The 14667-nt window shown below is 73.2% G+C and carries 16 protein-coding genes; 6 read left to right on the top strand and 10 right to left on the bottom strand.

Annotation, left to right across the window (positions count from 1 at the left end):
- Positions 1-29: 29 nt before the first annotated feature.
- Positions 30-1034 carry an NAD(P)/FAD-dependent oxidoreductase gene (locus ACFWI4_RS00810; RefSeq protein ID WP_387189417.1) on the bottom strand — a complete coding sequence of 335 codons (1005 nt, stop codon included), beginning with the start codon at positions 1032-1034 and terminating at the stop codon, positions 30-32.
- Positions 1035-1111: 77 nt separating this feature from the next.
- Between ACFWI4_RS00810 and ACFWI4_RS00805 the strand changes: the two genes are divergently transcribed.
- The 5 genes from ACFWI4_RS00805 to ACFWI4_RS00785 all read left to right on the top strand — a co-directional run bounded on the left by ACFWI4_RS00805 (position 1112) and on the right by ACFWI4_RS00785 (position 5994).
- The gene (locus ACFWI4_RS00805) at positions 1112-1765 is read left to right on the top strand and encodes a helix-turn-helix domain-containing protein (RefSeq protein ID WP_387189416.1); all 654 of its coding nucleotides are present in this window, start codon (positions 1112-1114) and stop codon (positions 1763-1765) included.
- Positions 1766-2075: 310 nt separating this feature from the next.
- Positions 2076-3053 (top strand): NADPH:quinone oxidoreductase family protein, encoded by a 978-nt coding sequence (locus tag ACFWI4_RS00800; protein ID WP_387189415.1) that lies wholly within the window; start codon positions 2076-2078, stop codon positions 3051-3053.
- A complete protein-coding gene (locus ACFWI4_RS00795; protein ID WP_387189413.1) occupies positions 3050-4240 on the top strand; it encodes an acyl-CoA dehydrogenase family protein in 1191 nt (396 codons plus the stop codon). Before ACFWI4_RS00800 ends, ACFWI4_RS00795 begins: the two co-directional genes overlap by 4 nt.
- Complete coding sequence (locus tag ACFWI4_RS00790) at positions 4237-5343, top strand: acyl-CoA dehydrogenase family protein (RefSeq protein ID WP_387189411.1); 1107 nt, start codon at positions 4237-4239, stop codon at positions 5341-5343. Before ACFWI4_RS00795 ends, ACFWI4_RS00790 begins: the two co-directional genes overlap by 4 nt.
- A gap of 456 nt (positions 5344-5799) precedes the next feature.
- The gene (locus ACFWI4_RS00785; protein WP_103550650.1) at positions 5800-5994 is read left to right on the top strand and encodes a hypothetical protein; all 195 of its coding nucleotides are present in this window, start codon (positions 5800-5802) and stop codon (positions 5992-5994) included.
- Here ACFWI4_RS00785 and ACFWI4_RS00780 read toward each other — a convergent pair.
- The 8 genes from ACFWI4_RS00780 to ACFWI4_RS00745 form a co-directional block, all read right to left on the bottom strand.
- Positions 5986-7236, bottom strand: a complete 1251-nt coding sequence (locus ACFWI4_RS00780) for a phosphodiester glycosidase family protein (RefSeq protein WP_387189409.1) — start codon at positions 7234-7236, stop codon at positions 5986-5988. The two genes, ACFWI4_RS00785 and ACFWI4_RS00780, sit on opposite strands and share 9 nt — an antisense overlap.
- Positions 7237-7311: 75 nt before the next feature.
- On the bottom strand, positions 7312-7668 hold the full coding sequence (locus ACFWI4_RS00775) for a DUF779 domain-containing protein (RefSeq protein ID WP_387189408.1): 357 nt from the start codon (positions 7666-7668) through the stop codon (positions 7312-7314).
- A gap of 193 nt (positions 7669-7861) precedes the next feature.
- The gene (hypE, locus tag ACFWI4_RS00770) at positions 7862-8851 is read right to left on the bottom strand and encodes a hydrogenase expression/formation protein HypE (protein ID WP_387189597.1); all 990 of its coding nucleotides are present in this window, start codon (positions 8849-8851) and stop codon (positions 7862-7864) included.
- A gap of 73 nt (positions 8852-8924) precedes the next feature.
- Positions 8925-10043: a hydrogenase formation protein HypD gene (gene hypD, locus ACFWI4_RS00765; protein ID WP_385395958.1), complete on the bottom strand. Its 1119-nt coding sequence runs from the start codon at positions 10041-10043 to the stop codon at positions 8925-8927.
- Complete coding sequence (locus ACFWI4_RS00760) at positions 10040-10378, bottom strand: HypC/HybG/HupF family hydrogenase formation chaperone (RefSeq protein ID WP_328455029.1); 339 nt, start codon at positions 10376-10378, stop codon at positions 10040-10042. Before ACFWI4_RS00760 ends, hypD begins: the two co-directional genes overlap by 4 nt.
- A 35-nt stretch (positions 10379-10413) precedes the next feature.
- Positions 10414-12774: a carbamoyltransferase HypF gene (gene hypF / locus ACFWI4_RS00755; protein ID WP_387189407.1), complete on the bottom strand. Its 2361-nt coding sequence runs from the start codon at positions 12772-12774 to the stop codon at positions 10414-10416.
- The gene (gene hypB, locus ACFWI4_RS00750) at positions 12771-13664 is read right to left on the bottom strand and encodes a hydrogenase nickel incorporation protein HypB (RefSeq protein ID WP_387189406.1); all 894 of its coding nucleotides are present in this window, start codon (positions 13662-13664) and stop codon (positions 12771-12773) included. The genes hypF and hypB overlap by 4 nt, the downstream gene beginning before the upstream one ends.
- Positions 13648-14037 (bottom strand): hydrogenase maturation nickel metallochaperone HypA, encoded by a 390-nt coding sequence (locus tag ACFWI4_RS00745; protein WP_385395948.1) that lies wholly within the window; start codon positions 14035-14037, stop codon positions 13648-13650. Before ACFWI4_RS00745 ends, hypB begins: the two co-directional genes overlap by 17 nt.
- Positions 14038-14125: 88 nt before the next feature.
- Between ACFWI4_RS00745 and ACFWI4_RS00740 the strand changes: the two genes are divergently transcribed.
- Positions 14126-14581 (top strand): helix-turn-helix transcriptional regulator, encoded by a 456-nt coding sequence (locus ACFWI4_RS00740; protein ID WP_387189405.1) that lies wholly within the window; start codon positions 14126-14128, stop codon positions 14579-14581.
- On the opposite strand, the gene ACFWI4_RS00735 is transcribed toward ACFWI4_RS00740, so the two are convergent.
- Positions 14557-14661, bottom strand: a complete 105-nt coding sequence (locus ACFWI4_RS00735) for a DUF6893 family small protein (protein ID WP_376453418.1) — start codon at positions 14659-14661, stop codon at positions 14557-14559. The two genes, ACFWI4_RS00740 and ACFWI4_RS00735, sit on opposite strands and share 25 nt — an antisense overlap.
- Positions 14662-14667: the final 6 nt, after the last annotated feature.

Below are 14667 nucleotides of genomic sequence, written 5' to 3'. Positions count from 1 at the left end.
CCGCACGTCGTGTCCCCGCATATCGTGTCTCAGCCCTGTCCGCGCGTGATCGACGCGTCGAGGTCGGCGAAGAGGAGCTCGCCGTTGAGCGTGGCCGCCGCGCGGTAGCCGCCGCTCGCCGCGTTCACCACCTGCTCCGCGAAACCGGCGGCGTTGCCGGCCGCCCAGACGCCGGGGACGCTGGTCAGGCCGGTCGGGTCGGTCACCGGGTAGCTGCCGAACGGCGTCTCCCGCAGCTCCGCGCCCAGCCGCTCCAGCAGGCCGGTCCGCGGCACCGGGCGCGGTGCCACGAACAGCACCGAGCGCGCGTGCGTGCTCCCGTCCACGAGCCGTACGCCGGTGAGCCGGTCCTCCGCGACCACCAGCTCCGCGACCTCGCCCGGGACCACGGCGACACCCGCGGCGGCCAGCCGGCGCAGGTCCTCGTCGGAGAGCTCGTCCTCCGCCACCGTGTGCAGGAACAGGGTGACGTCCTTCGACCACTGGCCGACCATGAGCGCCTGGTGCACGCTCAGCGGGGTCGTGGCCAGGACGCCGAAGGCCTGGTCGCGCACCTCCCAGCCGTGGCAGTACGGGCAGTGCAGCACATCGCGTCCGAAGCGCTCGGCGACTCCGGGCACCGGCGGCATCTCGTCGGCCAGCCCCGTCGTGACGATCACCCGGCGGGCGTGGAAGGTGGTTCCGGAGCCGATCGTGACGTCGAACTCCCCGGCGCCGTCCCGGACGGCGTCCACCACCCGGCCCCTGACGATCTCCACCCCGTACCCCTCGACCTCGCGCCGGCCCTGGGCGAGGAACTCGGCGGGCGGCATGCCGTCGCGGGTCAGATATCCCTGCAGGTGCGCGGCCGGGGCGTTGCGCGGCTCGCCCTCGTCGACGACGAGCGTGCGGCGCCGGGCCCGTCCGAGGACCAGGGCCGCGGAGAGCCCCGCCGTGCCGCCGCCGACGACGACCACTTCGTAGGTCCCCGCAGACGTTCCGGTGGATGCTCCGGTCGATGTCTCGGGCAATGTCTCGGTCGATGTCTCGGTCATGCTGACCACCTCCACCCAGAAGGTCGCCCGGAACCCGCCGTATTGACAAATGGCTTTGCCGATTCTGCAATGGAGGGATGACTGACGCGGCCCGTGCGGGCGAGAGCGAACGGGACCGGAGCGGACGCGAGGCGGCGGCCGGGGAGGACACGACGGACGCTGTCCTCGCCGAGGTGGGTCCGCGGCTGCGGCGGATCAGGAAGGAGCGCGGGGCGACCCTGGCCGGGCTGTCCGAGGCGACCGGCATCTCGGTGAGCACCCTCTCGCGCCTGGAGTCGGGTCTGCGCAAGCCGAGCCTGGAGCTGCTGCTGCCCATCGCGCGGGCCCATCAGGTGGCCCTGGACGAGCTGGTCGGCGCGCGGCCGGCCGACGACCCCCGGGTGCGTGCCGAGCCGATCGTGCGGCACGGCCGCACCTACTGGCCGCTGACCCGCCAGCCGGGCGGACTCCAGGCCTACAAGGTGCGCGAACCGAAGCGGACGGCGGAGCCCGATCCGCGCACGCACGAGGGCTACGAATGGCTGTACGTGCTCTCCGGGCGGCTGCGCGTGGTCCTCGGCGAGCACGACGTCGTCATGGAGGCCGGAGAGGCGGCGGAGTTCGACACCCGCGTGCCGCACTGGTTCGGGTCGACGGGGGAGGGGCCCGCGGAGTTCCTGAGCCTGTTCGGGCCGCAGGGCGAGCGGATGCATGTGCGGGCGCGGCCGAAGACGCGGTCCGCGGACGCCTGAGGACGGCCGACGGGGCCGGCGAGGCGGTCGGCGGTGCGGCGGGCGAGACGGTCGGTGGAGCGGCCGGCGAAGGCGGCCGGCAGAGCGGTCACCGGGTGGGCCGCAGGGAGGTCGGCAGGCGGGCCGCTGGGCGGTCGGCGGTCGATCCGAGGCGCCACGGGGGCGTCGGCGGTCGATCCGTGGCCCATCGGGGGGCGTCGGTGTCCCGCGTGGCGAAGACGACGGCGGTCCGCTGTTCCCAGGGTGGCAAGCGACCGCTTAGTATGCGAAGGACCCCGGTCAGCAGACGCAGTCCCCCTGGAGGCCCCGCATGCAGGCATGGCAAGTGCACCAGAACGGCGAGCCCGCGGAGGCGATGCGCCTGGTGGAGGTGGACCGGCCGACGCCCGGTGACGGCCAGGTCCTGCTCAAGGTGCGCGCCGCGAACATCAACTTCCCGGACGCGCTAATGTGCCGCGGCCAGTATCAGGTCAGGCCGCCGCTGCCGTTCACGCCCGGCGTGGAGATCTGCGGCGAGACCGAGGACGGCCGCCGGGTGATCGCCAACCCCGCGCTGCCCCACGGCGGCTTCGCCGAGTACGCGGTCGCCGACGCCGCCGCACTGCTGCCGGCCCCCGACTCCCTCGACGACGCCGAGGCCGCCGCCCTGCACATCGGCTACCAGACCGGCTGGTTCGGCCTGCACCGCCGGGCCCGCCTGGAGGCCGGCGAGACGCTCCTCGTGCACGCCGCCGCCGGAGGGGTCGGCAGCGCCGCCGTCCAGCTCGGAAAGGCCGCGGGCGCGCGGGTCATCGGTGTCGTGGGCGGGGCCGACAAAGCGGCCGTGGCACGCGAACTGGGCTGCGACGTCGTCGTCGACCGGCGCTCCGAGGACGTGATCGGCGCCGTCAAGGAAGCGACCGGCGGACGCGGCGCGGACGTGATCTACGACCCCGTGGGCGGCGAGGCCTACACCCAGTCCACGAAGGTCGTCGCCTTCGAGGGCCGGATCGTGGTCGTCGGCTTCGCGAGCGGCTCCATCCCGAGCCCCGCGCTGAACCACGCCCTCGTCAAGAACTACGCGATCCTCGGCCTGCACTGGGGCCTGTACAACACCAAGAACCCGAAGCTCGTCCTGCACTGCCACGAGCAGCTCACCGAGCTGGCCGCACGGGGCGCGATCAAGCCGCTGGTGAGCGAGCGGGTGCCGCTGAGCGGGGCCGCGGCCGCCGTGCAGCGGGTCGCCGACGGAGTCAGCACCGGACGGATCGCCGTGGTGCCCACACTGGAGAACGGAGCCGCCGCATGACCGACGCAGCCGAACTGCGCCGCCGCACCCAGGAGTTGCTGACCGCCTGCCCGCCCGGGGAGACGGACCGGCTGGACTTCCTGCGGGCCCGCTTCGACGCCGGGCTCGCCTGGGTCCACTACCCCGAGGGCCTCGGCGGACTCGGCGCCCCGCGCCGCCTCCAGGCCGTCGTGGACGCCGAACTCGCGGCGGCCGGCGCTCCCGACAACGACCCGCGCCGGATCGGGATCGGCCTCGGCATGGCCGCCCCGACCATCCTCGGCTTCGGCACGGAGGAGCAGAAGCGCCGCTTCCTGCGGCCCCTGTGGACCGGCGAGGAGGTGTGGTGCCAGCTCTTCAGCGAGCCCGGCGCCGGCTCGGACCTCGCCGCCCTCGGCACCCGCGCCGTCCGCACGGACGGCGAGGACGCCGAGTGGGTGGTCAACGGGCAGAAGGTGTGGACCTCCAGCGCCCACCTGGCACGCTGGGCCATCCTCATCGCCCGCACCGACCCGGACCTGCCCAAGCACCGGGGCATCACCTACTTCGTCTGCGACATGAGCGACCCGGGCGTCGACGTCCGGCCGCTGCGCCAGATCACCGGCGAGGCCGAGTTCAACGAGGTGTTCCTCACCGACGTCCGCATTCCCGACGCCCACCGCCTCGGCGAGGTCGGCGACGGCTGGCGGGTCGCGCAGACCACCCTGATGAACGAGCGCGTCTCCATCGGCGGCATGCGCATCCCGCGCGAGGGCGGCATGATCGGCCCGGTCGCGAAGACCTGGCGCGAGCGGCCCGAACTGCGCACCCACGACACGCACCAGCGCCTGCTGAGGCTGTGGGTCGAGTCCGAGGTCGCCCGGCTGTCCGGCGAACGGCTGCGCCAGCAGCTCGCCCAGGGCCAGCCCGGCCACGACGGAGCCGGCATGAAGCTCGGCTTCGCCCGGCTGAACCAGGAGATCAGCGGCCTCGAAGTCGAACTACTCGGCGAGGAAGGCCTGTTGTACGAGGACTGGACGATGCGCCGGCCCGAACTGGTCGACTTCACCGGCCGGGACGCCGGATACCGCTACCTGCGCTCCAAGGGCAACAGCATCGAGGGCGGGACCAGCGAGGTCCTGCTGAACATCGTCGCCGAACGCGTCCTCGGCCTGCCGTCCGAGCCGCGCACCGACAAGGACGTCGCATGGAAGGACCTCGCCCGATGAGCCAGGTGAGCACCGAGCCCGATCTGCTCTACACCGAGGAGGAGGAGGCGCTGCGGGCCGCCGTCCGCGACCTCCTCACCGACCGCTGCGCCGCGGCCGACGTGATCACCCGCAGCGAGTCCGACACCCCGCACGACCCCGAACTCTGGAAGGCGCTCGCCCAGGGCATGGGCCTGGCCGGGCTGCTGGTGCCCGAGGAGATGGGCGGTCAGGGTGCCACGCACCGCGAAGCCGCCGTGGTCCTTGAGGAGTTGGGCCGCGCCGTCGCGCCCGTCCCCTATCTGACCAGCGCCGTTGTCGCGACCGAGGCCCTGCTGGCCTGCGAGGGGGCGGCCGCGGCCGACCTGCTCGCCGCGCTCGCCTCGGGCCGGACCGTGGGCGTCCTCGCGGTCGCGCTGAACGTGGGACCGGGAGCCGCCCACAGGACCGTCCGGCTGGAGAACGGTTCCCTGCACGGGGAGTTGACGGGCATCGCGGACGCGGCCGCCGCCGACGTCCTGCTCGTCCCGGCCGAGGACGGCGGGCTGTACGCCGTCGACGCGGCCGCCGTCACGATCGCGCCGCAGGTCAGCCTCGACCTGACCAGGCCGCTCGCCCGGATCACCTTCGAGGCGGCGCCCGCGCGGGAGCTCACCGCCGATGCCGCGGGTGCCGTGCGGCGGGCGCTGCGGGCCGGTGCCGGACTGCTCGCCTCCGAGCAACTCGGCATCGCCGAGTACGCGTTGACGGAGACGGTCCGCTACCTCAAGGAACGCAAGCAGTTCAACCGGCCGGTCGGCGGATTCCAGGCGCTCAAGCACCGGCTGGCCCAGGTGTGGCTGGAGGTCGTCGGCACCCGTGCCGCGGCCCGCAACGCCGCCGACGCCCTGGCTACCGTCAGTGCGGACGGGGACGTGGCCGTCGCCGTCGCCCAGGCGTACGCGGCACCCGTCGCCGTGCACGCCGCGGAGGAGGCGGTCCAGCTGCACGGCGGCATCGGCATGACCTGGGAGCACCCGGCGCACCTCTACCTCAAGCGCGCCAAGGCCGACTCGATCGCCTACGGCACGGCGGGCGCCCACCGCGAGGCCCTGGCCGGACTGGTCGACCTCCAGGCACCCTGACCGCGTCCCGCGAAGGGCCCGCCCCGATCCGGGGCGGGCCCTTCCCGTGCGCGGGGGCGGAACCGGCTCCGCCTGCGGGCGCCGGAGGCCGATCCGCGTGCCGTGGCTGGAGCCGGTTCCGCCTGCCGGCGCCAGAGCCAGTTCCGCCAGCCGGCGCCGGATCCCGATCCGCCTGCCGGCGCCAGAGCCCGTTCCCCTGCCGGTGCCGGGGGCGGAGCCCATTCCGTCTGCCGGCGCCAGAGCCGGTTCCGCCTGCCGGTGCCGGAGCCCGTTCCGCCCTCCGCGGCTGAGGCCAGTTCGTCCGCCGGGGGCCGCGACCTGGTCGTTTCCGGGCCCTCACGGACGACGGCGCAACTCCACCCGATCGGGGGACACGTCAGCCGCCCGGACCAACCCTCCGCTACGCCACACTTACGGCCGAACGCCGCGAAGCGGACGTGGCGGAGGAGGTTGACGATGGCCATTTCCATCTCTGCGGTGCTGTTTCTCCTGGTGCTGGCGGTGATCTTCCTGCGCAACGGCGGGCTGAAGGTCTCCCACGCCCTGGTCTGCGCCCTGCTCGGGTTCCTGCTGGCCAGCACGAGCATGGCCCCGGCCATCCACAGCGGTATCACCTCGACGGCCGACCTCGTCGGCAGCCTGTCACCCTGACCGGCGGACGCCTCGAAGGTCCGTGAACACCCCGATGCCGTTGGGGACGGGACGCTCGGCGCCGCCGCTCGGATGGTTGAGGACACTGACGCCGTCCGCCCCCGCCGGCCGGGCGACCATCGTCGTGGATCCGCCGCCGTCCAGGCTGAACGCGGACTGGGACCCCAGTCGCCTCATGGCGCGGGTGACCTCGGCGATGGTGAGCCCGGCCCGGAACCGGGGAGCGCCGTCCAGGGCCAGGAGCTGCATCCGGTGCCCGTGGTCGGAGAAGCCCACGGCGGTGCGTACGGCGGAGGTCCTGTCGTCCAGACCCGGCAGCGGTACTCCGCCGGTCATCATCGGATAGCCGCCGATCGCGAACCGGTAGGGCACCCGGGAGGACTTCGCGACCAGCCGGTGCCGTACCCCGACCCGCTCGCCCACCGACAGCTTCCGCAGTTTCCCGGCGCCCGCCTCACGGCCGACCAGCACGGTGGTGCCCCGGGCGATCGGTCCGCTTCCCGGAGTCCCGGTGGTGGACACGACCCGCCCGCGCCGGAGCGTCACCTCCCAGGTCCGCGTGCTGCACGGCGCTGCCCGGTCCGTGTCCGTGCCGCAGGTCGCCCGGACCCGTGAGACGCCGCCCCAGTCCGAGGTGAACTCGCCGACGGAGCCGACCGGGAGCGCGTACTGGTTGAGGCCCCCGAGCCGCCAGGTGCCGGCGGCGCTGCGGACCGACCCTTCGAGGGCCACGTGGTCCAGCCGGGCCCGGCCGTCGACGCCCACGCCGAACACCTCCTCGGTGTTCGTGCCGGGCGGCAGCGCAGGACCGAACCGCTGGCCGTCGGGGACGGCCCCCTTGAGGCCGCGGCCGCTCGCGATCTCCGGGCCCACCGTCGCGCCCGTCGCCTCCACGCCCGGATGCTGTGTCTCGGTGATGTCGAAGAAGTCGCCGTTGACCCCGGCGACCGCGCCCCGGGAGTCGGCGAGTTCGGACACGGGTGCCCGGGACGCCACGGCACCGGGGTGGAGGAGATCGACCCGTACCCGGGGATTGCGCAGATCCACGGTCAACACATGGGCGTGGGCCATGCCTTTGGCCGAGGGGATGTCCAACTGCGTGTAGACGACGCCGGGTGCGAGGGAGGCCGCCTTCTCCGCGCCGCTGGCCGGCGCCGCCCCCGTCAGGGCCGCACCGGCCAGCGCTCCGCCTGCCGTGAAGACCGTGAGTGCCGTTCTGAACCGTCTGCCAAGACGCGTCACCGTGCCCCCTGATGTCTCGTCAACTCTGCCGGGAATCAGCAGAATTGCATCAGAGACGGGGACCCGGGGCGGTGGCTAGGCGCCGACGACGCGGGAACGGATGAGAAAACGCACTCCTTCGGGTGCTTCCAGGGAGAAGCCGCTGCCACGGCCCGGTACGACGTCCACGATCAGGCGCGTGTGGGACCACAGCTCGAACTGGCTCTTCGACATCCAGAAGGACACCGGCTCCGTGACGCCCTCGACCTCCAGATCGGCCAGCAGGACGTCGGAACCGCCGGTGCGGAACTCGCCCTCCGGGTAGCACATGGGCGCGCTGCCGTCGCAGCAGCCGCCGGACTGATGGAACATCAGCGGTCCGTGCTCGGTGCGCAGCCGCCGCAGCAGTTCGGCGGCCGCGGGTGTCAGTTCCACGCGCGGGACGACGTCCATCGGCTTCCCCTCGGGTCTCGCGGCTGTCGCGGATCAGCCGACCAGACCGGACGTTGCGAGAGGGTTGCACGCGCCGGACACACGGAGGAGGCCGGTCCCCGTTGACGCCCGGGGGGTGCGGGCCGTCACCGAGGACCGGCCTCGGGAGGGTGCGACGCCGGGCCCGCCCGTCGGCGGCGGGCCCGGCGGTGGGTCAGCAGATGCGGGGCAGCTGCTCTCCGAGCGGCATGTCCACCACCCGGGTGCCGCCCAGACCGGTGGCCGCGACCACCATGCCGGGATGGTCGGGGACGCAGTGCCCGATCGCCACGGACTCCTTGCCCAGCGGATGGGCGCGCATCGCGGCGAGGACGGCGTCCGCGTGCTCGGCCGCCACGAAGGCCACCAGCTTGCCCTCGTTGGCCACGTACAGCGGGTCGAGGCCCAGGAAGGCGCAGGCGTTGGCGACCGTCTCCGGGACCGGAAGCGACCGCTCGTCGAGCCGGACGCCGACCCCGGCCGCCGCCGCGATCTCGTTCAACGAGGTCGCCAGACCGCCGCGGGTCGGATCGCGCAGCACGTGGATGTCGGGGCAGACGGCCAGCATGTCGGCGACCAGGCCGGCCAGCGACGCGGTGTCGCTCTGGATCTCGACGCCGAACTCAAGACCCTCGCGCACGCTCATGATCGCCACCCCGTGCACGCCGATCGGGCCGCTGACCAGCACCACGTCACCGGGGGCCGCGCGCTGCGGACGGATGTCGACGCCGTCCGGGATCAGGCCGATCCCGGCCGTGTTGATGAAGACGCCGTCTCCGTGACCGGCGTCGACCACCTTGGTGTCGCCGGTCGCGACCGTCACCCCGGCCGTCCGCGCCGCCTCGCCCATCGCCTCGGCCACCCGCCCCACGACGGAGAGCTCGACCCCCTCCTCCAGGATGAACGCGCAGGAGAGATAGGCCGGTACGGCCCCGGCCATGGCCAGGTCGTTGACCGTGCCGTTGACGGCGAGGTCCCCGATGCTGCCGCCGGGGAAGAACAGCGGCCGTACGACGAAGGAGTCGGTGGAGAAGGCGAGCCGGGCACCGCCCATCAGCAGACGCGCGGAGTCGCCGAGTTCGGCCAGCACCTTGTTGCCGAAGGCGGGCGCGAACAGGTGCTCGACGAGTTCCGCGGAGAGGGTGCCGCCACCGCCGTGCCCCATCACGATCCGGTCGTGGTCGCGCAGCGGCGCGGGACAGGTCCACGAGGAGAAGTCGGCGGGAGCGTAAGCCGAGTCAGCCAACGGAACTCGCCTCCTTGTCCGGGGTCTCCAGACGCCGGTAGAGGTAGTACGCGGCGCACGCGCCCTCGCTGGAGACCATGGTGGCGCCCAGCGGATTGCGGGGGGTGCACTCCTTGCCGAACGCGGCGCACTCGTGCGGCTTGATGAGTCCCTGGAGCACCTCGCCGCTGCGGCAGACCGTCGACTCCTCGGTCTCGATGCCCGTCACCGAGAAGCGGTGCTCGGCGTCGAACTCGCGGTACTTGGGCGACAGCCGCCAGCCGCTCACCGGGATCATGCCGATCCCGCGCCAGGCCCGGTCGGTCACCTCGAAGACGTCGGAGAGCATGGCCCGCGCCGCGGGACTTCCCTCGGGCTGCACCGCGCGCGGATAGGCGTTCTCCACGGTGTGCTGCCCCGCCTCCAGCTGGATCACCGCACGGCGGATGCCCTCCAGGATGTCGAGCGGCTCGAAGCCCGTCACGACGATCGGCACCCGGTGCCGCTCGGCGAGTTCGGGGTACTCGGCCGTGCCCATGACCGTGCAGACGTGCCCGGCGGCGAGGAACGCCTGTACCCGGCAGTCCGGCGAGTTCATGATCGCGTCGATGGCCGGGGGCACCCGGACGTGCGAGACGAGCAGGCTGAAGTTGGCGATGCCCAGCTTCTTGGCCTGGTAGACGGTCATCGCGTTGGGCGGTGCCGTGGTCTCGAAGCCGATGCCGAAGAACACGACCTGCCGGTCCGGGTTCTCCTGGGCGATCTTCAGCGCGTCCAGCGGCGAGTACACGACCCGCACGTCCGCGCCCTCGCTCTTGACCTTGAACAGGTCGCGGCCGCTGCCGGGCACTCGCAGCATGTCGCCGAAGGAGCAGAAGATGACGTCGGGCCGGGAGGCGATCTCCAGCGCCTTGTCGATGATCTCCAGCGGGGTCACGCAGACCGGGCAGCCCGGTCCGTGGATCAACTGGATCTCCTCGGGCAGGAGCTGGTCGATGCCGTGGCGGATGATCGAGTGGGTCTGGCCGCCGCAGACCTCCATGAGCGACCAGGGCCGGGTGGTGACCGCCCTGATGTCGTCGAAGAGCCGCTTGGCGAGGACCGGGTCGCTGAACTCGTCCAGATACTTCATGACCGCGCCTCCTTCTCGGCGCCCTCCAGGGGCGGAAGTCCGGTTCCCGCGGGGCGTTCGGCGCCCGCGTCCCGGGCCGCCTTGCCCCAGGCGTCGCCGAACTCCTCCTCCAGCACTCCGAGGTTCTCGAAGAGCTCCAGGGTCTGCTTCGCCGATTCCTCGTCCAGCCGCTGCAACGCGAATCCCACATGGACGATGGCGTAGTCACCGACCTTCATGTCCGGCACGTACTCCAGACACACGTCCTTGACGACACCGCCGAAGTCCACCTTGGCCATCCGTGTCGCGTCACGTTCCTCGATCTCCAGCACTCGGCCGGGTACGGCCAGACACATGAGTCGCTCCTGCCTCGCTCGTGCGCTCCGCCCGGTCAGTCCGGCGACCTGGCGGCGACGGCCAGCTGGCCGAGGGCCAGACCTCCGTCGTTGGGGGGAACCCTGTGGTGCCTCAGCACGGTGAAGCCGTCCCGTTCCAGGACGGCCCCGCAGCCCTCGGTGAGCAGGGCGTTGCAGAACACCCCGCCGCTGAGGGCGACGGTGCCGATGCCGGTCCGCTTCCGTGCCGTCGCGCACACGTCCAGGACCAGGTCCGTGACGGCCCGGTGGAACCGGCGGGCCACGGCACCGGCCGTGACACCGGCACCGACGTCCGCGACGGCGGCGGCCAGGACCGGCGCCGGATCGGCGACCAGCGGCGCCCCGGGGTCCTGACGGACCGCTCTCAGAATGAACCGGTACGCGTCGTTCCGCTCGTCGTCGGCGAGCGGTCCGGCCAGGTCGGCCAGCGCCGCGTTCTCCAGCTCCATCGCCGCCTGGGCCTCGTACTCCACCCGGTGGCACACCCCCGCGAGCGAGGACACCGCGTCGAAGAGCCGGCCCATGCTGGACGTGGGAACGCAGCCCAGCCCGCGTTCCAGCTGCCGTCCGAGCAGTCGCCGCTCCTCCGGGGTGGCCGCCGCCGCGCACGGCAGCCCGTCGTGCCAGGGCAGTCCCGCGGCCCGCAGATGCGACAGCGCCATCCGGTAGGGATTGCGTACGGCCGCGTCGCCGCCCGGCAGCGGGACATAGGCCAAGTGGGCGAACCGCCGGTATCCGTCGTAGTCGGCGATCAGCACCTCGCCGCCCCACACGGCACCGTCGTCGCCGTACCCGGTCCCGTCGAAGGCGACCCCGATCACCGGCGCCGAACCGTCGAGACCGTGCTCGGCCATCGCCGAGGCGACATGGGCGTGGTGGTGCTGCACCTGGCGCAGGGGCAGCCCGAGGGCGGCGGCGGCGCGCCGCGCCCACTGGGTGGAGCGGTAGCCGGGATGCCGGTCGGCGACGAGCAGCCGCGGTCTGACGCCGGTGAGGTCCGTGAGATGGCCGGTGGCCCGCTCGAAGGCGTTCAGGGTGGCCAGGTCGTCCATGTCCCCGACGTGCGCGGACAGCCAGGCGTAGCGGCCGTCCCCGGCGCAGAAGGTGTTCTTCAGGTCCCCGCCCACGGCCAGGGCCGGGACCACCGGAACCGGCAGCGCGACCGGGAAGGGGGCGTAACCGCGCGACCGGCGCACCGGGAGCTCGGCGCCCGCGCACACCCGCACCACCGAGTCGTCGCAGGGCACATGGACGGGCCGGTCGTGGCCGAGCCAGGCGTCGGCGAGCCCCGCCAGCCGGGTCAGCGCCTCCTCGTCGTCGGTGACGATGGGCTCGCCCGAGCGGTTCCCGCTGGTCAGCACGAGGACGGCGGGACCCGGCGGATCACCGGGCAGCCCGAGCAGCAGCCGGTGCACCGGCGTGTACGGGAGCAGGAAGCCGAGGTCGGGGCTGCCCGGCGCGACGCCCGCGGCGATCTCGTCGCCCGCCGTCGGCCGCCGCCGCAGCAGGACCACCGGCTTGCGCGGCCCGAGGAGCAACTCCCGCTCCTCGGGCCCGACATGGGCCAGCCGCCGGACGGTGTCCAGCGATCCGGCGAGCACCGCGAAGGGCTTGCCGCCGCGGTTCTTGCGCTTGCGCAGGGACCGTACGGCCGCGGGATCTCCCGCGTCGCACGCCAGGTGGTAGCCGCCGATCCCCTTGACCGCGACCACGGCACCCTCGGCCAGCAGCCGGCGGGCCTCGGCGAGCGCGTCCCCGTCGCGCAGCTCGCCGGGATCGTCCGCGCCGGTGCGCAGGGTGAGCCGGGGACCGCAGGCGGGGCACGCGATCGGCTGGGCGTGGAACCGCCGGTCGGCCGGGTCCGCGTACTCACGGGCGCAGTCCGCGCACATCGGGAAGCCCGCCATGGTGGTGCTGTCCCGGTCGTACGGCAGCGAGGTCACGATGGTGAACCGCGGCCCGCAGTGCGTACAGGTGATGAAGGGGTGGCGGTACCGCCGGTCGCCGGGGTCGGCGAGTTCGTCCAGACAGGCGTCGCAGGTCGCGGTGTCGGGGGAGACCAGGGTGCGGCCCGGCCCGCCGGAGGAGGGCCGGATGGTGAACACCGGGCCGTCGTTCCCCAGGGGCACGGGCCGGTGCTCGACCGACTCGACGACCGCCAGGGGCGGGGGCCGCGTCCCGATCCGCGCGCAGAACTCCGCCACGCCCGCGGCCGGGCCTTCGACCTCGGCCTCGACGCCCCGCGCGTTGTTGGTGACCCAGCCGGTCAGCCCGAGCTCCTGCGCCAGGGTGTACACGAAGGGCCGGAACCCCACTCCCTGGACCACCCCCGTGACGACGACGTGCCGGCGCTCGCGCCCCGGGGACCCGTTCACCGGACGTGCCCCCGGACGCCGGGACGCGTGTGCCCGTCGGCGTGGTCGTGGCGGTCGCCGTGGCCGTGTCCGTCGGCGTGTTCGTGGCCGTCGGCGGGGTGTCGCCGGTCGGAGGGCTCGTGCCCGTCGGCCCGGCCGTGCCCGTCGTCCGGGTCGTGCCCGTCGACCGTTTCGTGCTCGTGGTGGTGCAACTGGCGCTCGTGCTGCCGCGCCAGGACCGGTACGTGCGCGGGCTCGCCGGCCGCGCAGCGCAGGACGTGCTCCAGCAGGGCCTCGACCCCCTCGCCGGTACGGGCCGAGGTCTCCAGCACCGGCACTCCGGGATTCACCTGCCGCACACCCCGCAGGAACGCCTCCCGGTCGAAGCCGACGGCGTCCGCGAGGTCGGTCTTGGTGACCACGACGAGCTGCGCGAGCCCGAACGCCGTCGGGTACTTGACCGGCTTGTCCTCGCCCTCGGTCACCGACGCGAGCGCGATCCGCAGGGTCTCCCCGAGGTCGTAGGAGGCGGGACAGACCAGATTGCCGACGTTCTCGACGAACAGCAGCCGGGTGCCCTCGGGCAGCCACCCCTCGAGCCGCCGCCTGAGCATCCCCGCCTCCAGATGGCACAGCCCGTCGGTGAGGATCTGCCGCACCGGCGCGCCGGATCGGGCCAGCCGGGTCGCGTCGTTCTCGGTCGCCAGATCGGCGGTGACGGCGGCGGCGGGGACACCTCCGGCCACGGCGCGCGCGAGCAGCTGTTCGAGCAGGGCCGTCTTGCCGCTGCCCGGACTGGACAGCAGATTCACCGCCACAGTGCCGCGGTCACCCAGATAGCCCCGCAGGGCCAGCGCGTTCGCGTCGTTCTTGGCGAGTACGGCCTGATGCAGGTCAACGGTGCGGCACATGGCTCGCCTCCTCGTCGCGTACCTCCGGGGGGCCGTCGGCCAGCGTCACCCGGACGATCTCCAGCTCCCGGCCGCCGAGCAGGGTCAGCGGTGCCCCGCACCCGGCGCACCACAGCACCGGAGGCATCCCGGTCGCCGCCTCGCGGCCGCAGCCCTCGCAGCGGCCCCGTGCCTCGACAGTCTCGATCAGCAGCCGGGCCCCCGCCAGCGCGGTGCCCTCGGCCGCGAGCCCGAACGAGAAGTCCAGCGCCTCGGGCACGACCCCCGCCAGCTCGCCGATCCGCAGGGTCAGCGAGGCGACCTCGCGCCCCTGGTCCCGTACGGCCTCCTCGACCTGTTCCACGACCGCGACCGCGATCGACAGTTCATGCATCACGCCCACCTCCCGCCGCCCGTCCCTCGCGCGGGACGGCCCCGCCCGGATGTGAGGCCCGCGCATGGCTGGTTACCCTGAGGACACGATGACCGGGCACGAGGTCGAGCGACGCGCTCTGCTCACCCCGGTGCTGCTCCTGTTGCTGGCCGAACGCCAAGGTCATGGCTATGAACTGGTGCAGCGCCTGGGCGCTTTCGGCTGCGGCGACGCGGACCAGGCGCATGTGTACCGGCTGCTGCGGGGCATGGAGAGCAGTGGTGAGGTCACCTCGCACTGGCACGCCTCGGAGAGCGGCCCCGCGCGCCGTGTCTACGCGATCACGCAGCAGGGCGCCATGAACCTCGCCCTGTGGTTCGTCCGTCTGGGTGAACTCCACGGCACCCTGCATCTCTTCCTGGAGCGGTACGTACAGCTCGAGGACGTCGGTGGCCGCGCCGGGCGTGACGGCGGGGGTCCCCGCGCGGGGGCGCGTCCCCCGGATCACGCACGGCCGCCCGGTCATTCAGGTCCGCCGGATCACATCCGCCGCATGCGCAAGTAGCGGCGGATGTCCGACAGGTTCCTCGCGACTCCGTAGGCCACTACGAGGCCCGCGGCCAGGCCAACCCATTGCCATTCCATCGTTGC

This window comes from Streptomyces sp. NPDC127038 (assembly GCF_042725875.1).
Lineage (GTDB): Bacteria > Actinomycetota > Actinomycetes > Streptomycetales > Streptomycetaceae > Streptomyces.
Note: the sequence above shows the minus strand (reverse complement) of the source record. Positions and strands in the feature narration are given on the sequence as shown.